Below are 10,723 nucleotides of genomic sequence, written 5' to 3'. Positions count from 1 at the left end.
TTCGCCTGTCCGTCGGATGCGGACGGGATCTACATGATCTACGGCCGTCAGTCCTGCGACACCAGGAAGCTGGAAGAGGGAGCGGACGTGGACCTGGGCAACAAACAGTTCGGAGGCCAGGAAGCGCTGGTGGTGCTGGACAACGTGTTCATCCCCAACGAGTACGTGTTTCTGGCGGGCGAGTATGAGTTTGCAGGAATGATGGTGGAGCGGTTTGCGGGATACCACAGACAGAGCTACGGAGGATGCAAGGTAGGAGTCGGCGACGTGGTGATCGGAGCGGCGGCTTTGGCGGCGGAGTACAACGGAGCGGAGAAGGCGTCCCACGTGAAGGATAAGCTGATCGAGATGACGCACTTAAACGAGACGCTGTACGCCTGCGGGATCGCGTGTTCGTCGGAGGGATTCCAGACGAAGGCGGGGAACTACCAGATCGACCTGCTGCTGGCGAACGTATGCAAACAGAACGTAACGCGTTTTCCCTATGAGATCGTGAGACTGGCGGAGGACATCGCAGGAGGCCTGATGGTGACGATGCCGTCGGAGAAGGACTTCAAGTCGGACGTTGTGGTAGGAAAGAATGGCGAGACCATCGGAGAGGTGTGCAATAAGTTCTATGTGGCCCGCGAAGGAGTGAAGACGGAAGATCGGATGAGAGTGCTGCGGTTCCTGGAGAACATCTGTCTGGGAAGCTCGGCGGTGGGATACCGTACGGAGTCCATGCACGGAGCGGGCTCGCCGCAGGCGCAGCGGATCATGATCGCAAGACAGGGCAACATCAACGGAAAGAAGCAGCTGGCCAAGGATATCGCCGGCATTAAATAAGAGGGAATCTGAGCGGAAACAGCCGCGGCTCCGGCCGCGGCCGTTTTGGCCGTGTTGATTCGGATTTTCGATCGAGCACAATGGCAGGAGGATACAGTATGGACTGGAAAGAGATATATGAGAGCAGAAAGTGTACCGCCGACGAAGCGGTTTCCAAGGTCTGCTCAGGCGACCGCGTGGTGACGGCTCACGATGTGGCTGAGCCGTCGGCCCTGATCGAAGCCCTGATCCGACGCAGGGACAGTTTGCGGAATGTGGAGATCTCTCACATGGTAAATATCGGGGAGAGCGACCTGTACAACCCCGAATATAAGGAGAGCTTCCACCCGAATCTGTGGTTTCTCAGCGGCCTGACGAGAAAGTGCGTGGAGGAAGGGCGCGGTGATTTTACGCCGCTGTTCTTCTATGAGGTGCCGGGGCTGATGCGGGACGGTACGATACCGGTGGATGTGGCGCTTGTGATGGTGACGCCGCCGGATGAGCATGGTTTTGTGTCCACGGGCGTGTCCGGAGATTATACCGTGCAGGCGATGAAGTCGGCGAAACTTGTCATTGCGCAGGTCAACGATCAGCTGCCCTTTACCTTTGGGGACGGCGTGTTTCCTGTAAGTGAGATCCATATGTTCGTGGAAGAAAGCAGACCGCTGCCCACGCTGCCGCCGGCAAAGATCGGGCCTGTGGAGGAAGCCATCGGCGGATATTGTGCGGAGCTGATCCGGGACGGCGATACGCTGCAGCTTGGAATTGGCGGTATACCGGATGCGGTGTGCCATCAGTTGAAGGACAAGAAGCATCTGGGCATCCATTCGGAGCTTTTGAGCGACGGCGTGGTGGATCTGTACGAGACGGGAGTCATCGACAACAGCTGCAAGGCCATCGACCGCGGAAAATTTGTGTTCAATTTTGTAATGGGAAGCCGGAAACTGTACGACTTCTGCCATCGGAATCCCATCTGCGAGATGAGAGGAGTAGACTACGTAAACCATCCCATGGTCATCGCGCAGAACAGCAATATGGTGAGCATCAACAGCGGAATCGGCGTGGATTTCTATGGACAGGTAGCCTCTGATACCATCGGTTACCGCCAGTTCTCAGGAGTGGGGGGCCAGGTAGACTTCATCCGCGGAACGACCATGACGGCGGATGGAAAAGGACGGGCGATCATCGCCATGCCCTCGGTGACGAAGAAGAGGGACGGGGGCCTGGTATCAAAGATCACGCCGCTTCTGGCAGAGGGACAGCCGGTGACTGCATCCCGCCACGATGTGAATTATGTGATAACGGAAAACGGGATCGCGCAGCTGAAGGGAAAGACGGTAAAAGACAGGGCCAGAGCATTGATCGGAATTGCCCATCCGGAGTTTCAGGAGGAGCTGAAGGAAGGTTTCGAGAAAATGTTCCAGACGAAGTTTTAAACGGAACATGAACTCTATATAATGCATGAACGGAGCAGAAACACAGGTGTTTTGAACAGACTGAATTGAAATCCGGCCGGCAGATCGGCATGACAATCAGGCGTGCGGACCGGGGCGTCATCCAGCCTGCGAACGCAGGAATGGCGGGCAAGCCGGTACTGTCGATTCAAACTGTTACAACAGAAAGAGAGGACAATTTATTATGGAAGCATTGCGGGTAGTACCTGCCATTCATTATTTTGACACATTTAAGGAGTTCAACGAGGCGTTCCGGTTGGGCAAGCGGGATCTGCTGGTGACCAATCAGTGGATGTACGATCCCTATGTGGCGCCGCTGGGTCTGGACATCAACGTGATCTATCAGGAGAAGTTCGGTTCCGGGGAGCCTTCCGACGAGATGATCGACGCCATGGCCGCGGAGATGAAGAAATACGACTTTGACCGGATCGTGGCCTTCGGCGGCGGCACCATCGTGGATATCTGCAAGGTCCTGTCTCTGGAGGTGCCGGAGAAATCCGTGGATCTGTTCACAGGAGCAGTGAAGCCGAAGAAGAAACACGAGCTGATCGTGGTACCCACCACCTGCGGAACGGGAAGCGAAGTGACCAATGTGGCCATCGCGGAGCTGAAGTCCCTGCACACCAAGAAGGGGCTGGCGGTAGAGGAAACGTACGCCGACGCGGCAGTTTTGGTGCCGGAGTCCCTGCAGGGTCTGCCGGACTACGTGTTTGCTACCAGCTCTATCGACGCGCTGATCCACGCTGTTGAATCATATCTGTCGCCCAAGGCGTCGCCCTTCACGGAGATGTACTCCCTGAAGGCCATTGAGATGATCATGGACGGTTATCAGAAGATCCTGGTGAATGGGAACACGAAGGAAAACAGGGCGCCGTACCTGAAGGACTTTGCGCTGGCGTCCAATTATGCGGGGATCGCCTTTGGAAACGCGGGATGCGCGGCGGTGCACGCGCTGTCCTACAGTATAGGGGGAGCCTTCCACGTACCCCACGGGGAGGCCAACTATCAGTTCTTTACAGAAGTCTTTAAGATGTACATGAAGAAAGATCCGAAAGGAAAAATCGCTCAGGCCAACGCCATTTTTGCGCAGATCCTGAACTGCGACGTGGCCGTGGTGTACGAAGAGCTGGACCGGTTCCTGGGACAGCTGATCGGGAAGAAGCCGCTGAAAGAGTACGGAATGACAGAGACACAGATCGACGAGTTTACCGACAGCACAATCGAAAACCAGCAGCGTTTGTTGAAGAACAATTACGTGCCGTTTAACAGAGAGGAGATCCGGGAGATCTTTGCCGCTCTGTATTAGTACTATGCTTTCTCCAATAAAACACATACATGCACGACCAGCTCAGCCAGAAAAAGACCGTCCTCATCTCAGTGAGGACGGTCTTTTTCTGGCTCTGCCGCCGGCCGCAGCCATGCGGGCTGACCGGCGGGGCGGAGCGGCCGGCTGTTTGGCTGCAATTTGTCCCGTGGCCGGACCGCTCCATCCGCGGGATGAAGCTGTTTCGCGGAAATCTGTCAGTCCGCCGGTCCGCCCCGCCCGCGGCATGAGACTGGGGTCTCCGGCGCTCTGGGGCTGCGGAGCGGCCGGGATCAACGCTTGATATAACCGTTCACCGTCATCTCCGCCACGTTGGTGCCCAGATCGTCGGTGACGGTCACGCGATAGAAGCAGGTGCGCTTTCCGCCGCTGATGCAGACCGCCTCGGCGATGAGCCTGCCGCCCTTTGCGGGCTTCAGAAAGGTGACCTGATTGCTCAGCGATACGGTCAGAGGCTGTCCGGCGTTGGCCGCGGCGGCGAAGGCGAAATCGGCCAGAGTGAAGATCGCGCCGCCCTGTACGGTGTTTCCGGCGTTCAGATGACGGGGCTGTATGATCATGCTGCATACGGCCCGGCCCGGTTCCGCCTCGTCCAGCGTAATTCCGGCGTCCATGGCGAATCGGTCCGCGGTGAAGAAGGCCCGGAGCTTTTCCAGATCCACAGGCCCGGCGTTCGGGATCCGCTCTGCCGCGTCGCCGGAGAAGATATGTTGTTCTTCGTGTTTCATAAGGTACTCTCCCGCGGTCCTACAGTTTTGTAATGATGGATCTTACCAGCTTCTGCATGGTGTCGGCCCGTCTGGCGCCGATCTCCAGAACCTCTTCCTCCGACAGTTTTACGTCCAGGACGCCGGCGGCCATATTGGTGATCAGCGAGATCGCCAGCACCGGCAGGCCGCAGTGACTGGCGGCGATGACTTCCGGCACGGTGCTCATTCCCACCGCATCGGCTCCGAGAATGCGGAATGCCCGGATCTCAGCGGGCGTTTCGTAGCTGGGGCCGCTGCATCCCAGATATACGCCCTCGTGCAGGATCACATCCAGTTCTTCCGCCGTATCCTTTGCCAGCCGGCGCAGCGCCGGGGTGTAGGCGTAGGACATGTCGCAGAATCTGGGCCCGAAGTCAGGATCGTTTTTTCCGATCAGAGGATTGACGCCCATAAAGTTGATGTGATCCCGGATGAGCATAAAATCGCCTACCTGAAATTCTGTGTTGATGCCGCCGGCGGCGTTGGTGACGATCAGATTCCGGATGCCCAGTCGTTTCATGACGCGGACAGGCAGAATGACTTTCTCCATAGGATGGCCTTCGTAGTAATGGACGCGGCCCTGCATGCAGACCACGTATTTTCCGCACAGTCTGCCGAAAACAAACCGGCCTGCGTGTCCCGGAGCCGTAGAGACGGGAAAACCCGGCAGGTCGCCGTAATTGACGCAGATCGGATCTTCGATCTGCGCGGCCAGGTCTCCAAGGCCGCTGCCGAGGATGATGCCCAGCTCCGGCGTTTCGCTTACATATTGTCTGATGTGTCTGATGATGTCTTCCATATTCATATCGTCCTTTCCTGTTTGAGATCTGCGGACAGGCTTCACCTTTCGCATTTGCACATGACCGGACCTGTCCGCCCGCTGGTCTTATGGTATCACATTTTCTGCTTTTTTAGAAGGGAAAGACGGGGGATAGGCAAAAGGAAAGGCGGCCATGCAGGTTTTCGTTGTGCCTCTGAGGGAAATACGGTAGAATAAAGAAGAATGATGTAAGCCATCACTCTTTTTTGCAGAATTTTGGATGCGGGGAAACAACATGCCGGAAAAGGAAACGAATCAATTCAGGAGGACATATATAGCAGCCGGTATCATCTGCCTGTGCTTTATGATATTCAGTCTCCTGTTTGTTTTTCGAATGATGAAGCAGAACGAGTCGGAGAATATGGAATATCTCTACGACGCGGCGGATCAGAACCGCGTCACCCTGATGAAGCAGATCACCGGGGACCTGCAGACCCTTGACGCAGTGTCGATCTGCATCAGTGAATCGGGAATGGGAAGCGACGATGAGATCCGCACCGTTTTAAAAAAGATCAACGACAATAACACATTTATCCGCATGGGGCTGACCGACCGGGAGGGAAAGCTGGATCTGGTGGATGTGGGGGGAGACGTTTTCCGCGGCGTGGACGTGTCTTTCCGCGAATTTTATCATCGGGCCATGTCCGGTCAGGACGCCATTTCGGGCACGTTTCGGGATACTCTGGGCCGTCCTGAAAATGAAAAGGAAGAGGACGCTGTCTATATCAACTACTACGGGGTGCCCGTGGAAAAAGACGGAGATATTATCGGCGTGCTGTGCGCGGTGAATTCATCCCGCATGATGCGTGAGATCATCGACACGCCGGTTCTGAACGGCAGAGGATTTTCGGCGGTCATAAGTTCCGACGGAGATTTTGTGGTACGGTCGGTCCACTCGGACGCGGCGTTTATGGAAGCGGGCCGGCTCTCTGAGGTAAAGGGGCTGGACGAAGCAGAACGCGAAGGGATCATCCGGCAGATGGAAAAGGGGGCTTCCGGGCGCTTTGAATACCGGATAAACGGCAGGACTCAGAAAGGCGTCTTTATACCTGCGGGAGTGGACGACTGGTATATTTTCAGCATGGTGCCGGAACTGGCGCTGCGTCATCGCTACAGCCAGACGGCGCTGGGCACCTTCATGATCATCGCCGCCGCATGCCTGATCTTCCTGTTTCTGCTGCGCCGACAGAATCATATCATGACCCGGAGCAGGGAAGTGCTTTTGAAGCTGGCGTATGAGGATCCGCTCACCGGATGCCGAAATCTCGCAAGGTTTGTCATGGACGCGGAAGACGTACTGCGAAAGGCCAATGGAACGCATTACGCGGTATGGTACTGCGATCTGAAGAAATTCAAATATTTTAACGATGTATTCGGCTATGAAGCGGGAGACAGACTGCTGATCTTTCTGGCGGACATTCTGGATCATGGCGTGGGGAAGGACGGACTGTTCTGCCGCGTGGGCGCCGACAATTTCGCCGGGCTGATGCCCTATGAGGATAGAGAGGGGCTGTACCGCTGGTTTCAGGAGCTTCAGCGGCGTCTGAGCGAAGAAAGCATAGGGGCGAACCGCCTTCGGGCAGAACTCAGCATGGGTTTTTACTGTGTGGGGGAATCGGAGGACAGGACCATCTCCGTGAACGATATGGTAAACCGGGCCAACATGGCCCAGAAGTCGGTCAAGCAGGGACAGGGAAGCCGCTGCGCCTTTTTCAGCAGTGAGATCCTCCAACGCACGCTGAAGGAGGCGGAGCTGGAGACCAACGGCGATCAGGCTCTGGCAAACGGGGAATTTGTGGTGTACATGCAGCCTAAGGTGGACATTCAGCACGGAGACAGGCTGGACGGGGCGGAGGCTCTTGTCCGCTGGAACAGCCGTGAGAAAGGGCTGATCCCTCCCGGAGAGTTCATCCCGATCTTCGAACGAACGGGATTTATCGTGAAGCTGGACCGCTACATCTTTGAACAGGTCTGCCGGTGGTTCGGGGGCTGGCTTGCAGAGGGAGGTCCTCGGATCAATGTGGCGGTGAACGTCTCGCGGCTGGGAATGCTGCAGCATGATTTCGTTGAGTATTACTGGTCGGTGAAGGAGCGTTTCGGGATCCCCGATCTCTGTCTGGAACTGGAATTTACAGAGAGCATGATCGTGGACGACGAGATGTTCAAGGACACGGTGACCTCCATGCGCGAGAAGGGCTTCGTCTGTTCGATGGACGATTTCGGATCGGGATATTCTTCCCTCAATCTGCTGAAAAATCTGCCCATCGACGTGCTGAAACTGGATGTGCTTTTCTTCCGGGAGGGGACGGACGTATATCGGGAGAGGGTGGTCATCTCTCAGGTCATCGCCATGGCCAGGAAGCTTCAGATCAAAACCATCGCGGAGGGCGTGGAGGCGGAGGAGCAGGTAAGGTTTCTGCGCTCTGTGGGCTGCGATGTGGTACAGGGATTCGTCTTTGCACGGCCCATGCCGCTGGAAGCGTTTGAAAAGCTGCTGTATCGTACAGAGGGAAAGGAATTCAAGGTGAAATGATGGGAACGGATGCTGTGTGGGGCAGGATTGATTTTAACATCATTATAAAAAATATTCCAGGGGGAGTGATCTGCTGCGATACAACGCCGGAGCTGAATTTGATCCAATACAGCGACAATTTTCTGCAGATCGTGGGATACACCCGAAAAGAGCTGGAGGAACAACGGGGAAACAGGCTGAGGGATCTGATCTGTCCGGAGGACCGGGAGGAAGTGGATCAGATGGTCCGGGAGCAGCTGGCCTTGGGAAATACCAAGAAGCTGGAATACCGGATCGTGCACAAGGACGGAAGCTGCCGGTGGATCCAGGATCAGGGATCGCTTGTGCGGCTGGAGGACGGCAGCCAGGTCTACTGCTGTATTCTGACGGATATAGATGAAGAGCGGAAGGCGGGAGAAGAGCTTCGCCGGATGCTGGAACGCCACGAGATCATCATGAACGAATCAGAGGACATTATCTTTGAGTGGGACGTGGCGGAAGATCAGGTGGTTTTTTCTCCCAATTGGAAGAAAAAATTTGGTTATGAAATCACAGAGAAGGGGATCTACGCTCTGGACCGGCATAAATCCCGGGTTTTTCCGGACGATATGGAGGAAATACAGGCCATGGCCCGGGAACTGAGGAGCGGCAGGAATCGCGCGGAGGGATCTCTCCGCCTGCAGAAGGCGGACGGCAGATACATCTGGTGCAATGTGCGCGCCGTGCGTCAGAAAGCGGGATTAGGCCGTTCTGAGCGCGTGGTCGGACTGGTCAGAGACATAGACTCCATGAAACGAAATACGCTGCAGCTGAAAGAGCGGGCGGAGCGGGATGCGCTGACGGGACTGTACAACAAGGGAACGGCAGAGGAACTGACCTCCGCATATCTGCAGAATATCGCAGAGTCTGAAGCCTGCGCGCTGTTTATGCTGGATCTGGACAATTTTAAGATGATCAACGACGTTTACGGTCATCTCAGCGGAGACGCGCTGCTGGGGGACGTGGCGAAGGTCCTGAAGGAAGTGTTCCGCAGGGACGATATTCTCGGCCGCACCGGGGGCGACGAGTTCTTGGCGGTGATGAAGGGATCTGCGGACCGGGAAGGAGCGTCGAAAAAGGCCGGGGACGTGCTGGCCAGGCTCAGGCGGCTTTTGTATCAGCAGCAGGGCGGACAGCTCATATCCGGCAGTATGGGGATCGCGCTGTTTCCGCAGGACGGCAGGGATCTGAGGACCCTTTATCACAAAGCGGATATCGCGCTGCATCAGGCCAAGGCCAGCGGAAAAGACGATTTTCGCTTCTATTCCAATGATATGCTGGATTTCGGACTGCGCGCCGCGGGGGGCGGAGAGCCCGGCGGGCAGGAAGAACGGGGACAGCGGCAGTGGAATGCAAGGCAGGATCAGGGAAGAGAGAAAGGGGACTGGGACGGAAAAGGGGAGAAAAAGGCGGAAAACGAGATAGAGAGCAGGGGAGAGGGCTTTGCGGAGTATATATTCCGGACGCTGTACGAGTCCAAGGATCTGGAGCGGGATCTTCTGCTGCTGCTGGAGATCGTGGGCCGGCGGTACGATGTGAGCCGGGTCTATATCTTCGAGGACAGCGAGGACGGGACATACACCGTCAACACGTTTGAATGGTGCAACAGCGGAGTACAGCCGGAACAGGAAAATCTTCAGCATGTAAGCTATGAGGAAGTGGGGGACTTCCGGCAGAACTTCGATGAAAACGGCGTTTTTTACTGCAAGGATGTGGCGCAGCTGCCGCTGGAGCAGAAAGAACTTCTTGAGCGGCAGGGGATCAAGGCGGTGCTTCAGTGCGCCATGCAGGACGAGGGCGAGATACGCGGGCTCGTGGGCTTTGACGATTGCCGGATCAATCGTTTCTGGACGCAGGAGCAGGTGGACGCGCTGGCCGTTACCGCCCATATGATCAGCACGTTTCTGCTGAAAAGCCGGGCGCGGGCAGGCATGATGCAGCTGGTGCAGAGTCTGGAAAACATATTGGATCTGCAGAAAGAATGGATCTATGCGGTGGAAAAGGACAGCTTCCGCATTTTATATGCAAATAAGCAGACGAGAACGATACTGCCCTCGGTAGAGAGCGGGCATACGTGCTACGCCAGCTTTTTTGGAAAGACCAGCCCCTGCGAGGGCTGCCCGGTGCTGACGCTGGAACAGGAGGGCAGCGTGGAGGAAAAAGCGATCTACAGCCTTCTTGCGGGCAGAGATGTGTGGGTCCGGGTATGCCGTCAGCTCTGGGCGGGCGGAAAGGAATGCTATCTGGTGATCTGCCGTTAGAGACCGGTCTGACGCGGCGGTCCCCCGGCGCGCGGTGAAAAGGAAATGCGCGCCGGGGGACTTTTTTATTGCTTTACCGGGATGCGGCCGCACATGACGATCTTTTCCGGGTCGTACAGATCCCGGTAGACCACCTGGCTGCGGCTGTAGCTGGCGTCGATGATCTTTCCGTCTCCGGCGTAGATCCCGGTGTGGCTGATATTTTGGAAACGGCCGTTTTTTTCAAAGCTCCAGAAGATCAGGTCGCCGCACTGCAGCTGAGAGCGGGGAATGGTGAGGAAGTGTTCCTGACAATACTTTGCCTGATCGGCGGCGGTGCGGGGAACGGAGGCCCCCAGACGTTCATAGCACCACTGGACCAGGGCGCTGCAGTCCAGATATTCGCCGGGAGCAGCCTGAGGCTGAAAGCACGAGTCGCCCAGGCGCGTAAGAGCCATGGCGGCCACGGCGGCGCCGGAACCGGAGGAGGAGCCCCGGGAGACGGGGGCAAGGAAGCCGGAGGCGGGATCCACAGAGAGATCGGCGGAGAAATCAGCGGGGAATTCGCTGCCGCTGCCGGCGGGATCCGGGGACGCGCCGGCGGTCATGAGGCCGCCGCCTGCAAAGCTTGTCTGCAATTTCCACCTCTCTCCGTTGCTTCCCCCCCTCTCGCCTCAGCCCTCTCCTTTTATCCACCTCACTGGGTATAAAACGCACGCCTCTCCACCCCGAACCCTTTGCAACGACGTCGGTTACACTCACGGGATAGGAGATTAAGTGG

8 protein-coding genes are annotated in these 10,723 nt (G+C 56.7%); 5 read left to right on the top strand and 3 right to left on the bottom strand.

All coding sequences use genetic code 11. The annotated features are described in order from the left end of the window. The 3 genes from E0E37_RS01250 to E0E37_RS01240 form a co-directional block, all read left to right on the top strand. Positions 1–825 (top strand): 4-hydroxyphenylacetate 3-hydroxylase family protein (locus E0E37_RS01250; protein ID WP_216858906.1); only part of this gene is annotated, 825 nt, incomplete at its 5' end. A 98-nt stretch (positions 826–923) separates the two neighbouring features. Beyond that, on the top strand, positions 924–2,240 hold the full coding sequence (locus tag E0E37_RS01245; RefSeq protein WP_130861162.1) for an acetyl-CoA hydrolase/transferase family protein: 1,317 nt from the start codon (positions 924–926) through the stop codon (positions 2,238–2,240). Positions 2,241–2,442: 202 nt separating this feature from the next. Further along, entirely contained in the window at positions 2,443–3,564 is a 1,122-nt protein-coding gene (locus E0E37_RS01240; RefSeq protein ID WP_130861161.1) for a 4-hydroxybutyrate dehydrogenase, read from the top strand. Between the two features lie 290 nt (positions 3,565–3,854). On the opposite strand, the gene E0E37_RS01235 is transcribed toward E0E37_RS01240, so the two are convergent. Further along, complete coding sequence (locus E0E37_RS01235; RefSeq protein ID WP_130861160.1) at positions 3,855–4,310, bottom strand: PaaI family thioesterase; 456 nt, start codon at positions 4,308–4,310, stop codon at positions 3,855–3,857. A gap of 19 nt (positions 4,311–4,329) precedes the next feature. After that, positions 4,330–5,136 carry a purine-nucleoside phosphorylase gene (locus E0E37_RS01230; RefSeq protein ID WP_330548520.1) on the bottom strand — a complete coding sequence of 269 codons (807 nt, stop codon included), beginning with the start codon at positions 5,134–5,136 and terminating at the stop codon, positions 4,330–4,332. A gap of 250 nt (positions 5,137–5,386) precedes the next feature. Between E0E37_RS01230 and E0E37_RS01225 the strand changes: the two genes are divergently transcribed. Continuing rightward, complete coding sequence (locus tag E0E37_RS01225) at positions 5,387–7,684, top strand: bifunctional diguanylate cyclase/phosphodiesterase (RefSeq protein WP_165445146.1); 2,298 nt, start codon at positions 5,387–5,389, stop codon at positions 7,682–7,684. Further along, positions 7,681–9,963: a diguanylate cyclase domain-containing protein gene (locus tag E0E37_RS01220; RefSeq protein ID WP_130861158.1), complete on the top strand. Its 2,283-nt coding sequence runs from the start codon at positions 7,681–7,683 to the stop codon at positions 9,961–9,963. The genes E0E37_RS01225 and E0E37_RS01220 overlap by 4 nt, the downstream gene beginning before the upstream one ends. Before the next feature lie 65 nt (positions 9,964–10,028). On the opposite strand, the gene E0E37_RS01215 is transcribed toward E0E37_RS01220, so the two are convergent. Beyond that, positions 10,029–10,580 (bottom strand): C40 family peptidase, encoded by a 552-nt coding sequence (locus E0E37_RS01215; RefSeq protein ID WP_246019596.1) that lies wholly within the window; start codon positions 10,578–10,580, stop codon positions 10,029–10,031. Between the last annotated feature and the right edge of the window lie 143 nt (positions 10,581–10,723).

Source organism: Bacilliculturomica massiliensis (assembly GCF_900605495.1).
In the GTDB taxonomy this organism is placed as follows: domain Bacteria; phylum Bacillota; class Clostridia; order Peptostreptococcales; family Anaerovoracaceae; genus Bacilliculturomica; species Bacilliculturomica massiliensis.
This window is presented reverse-complemented; position numbering and strand designations above follow the sequence as displayed.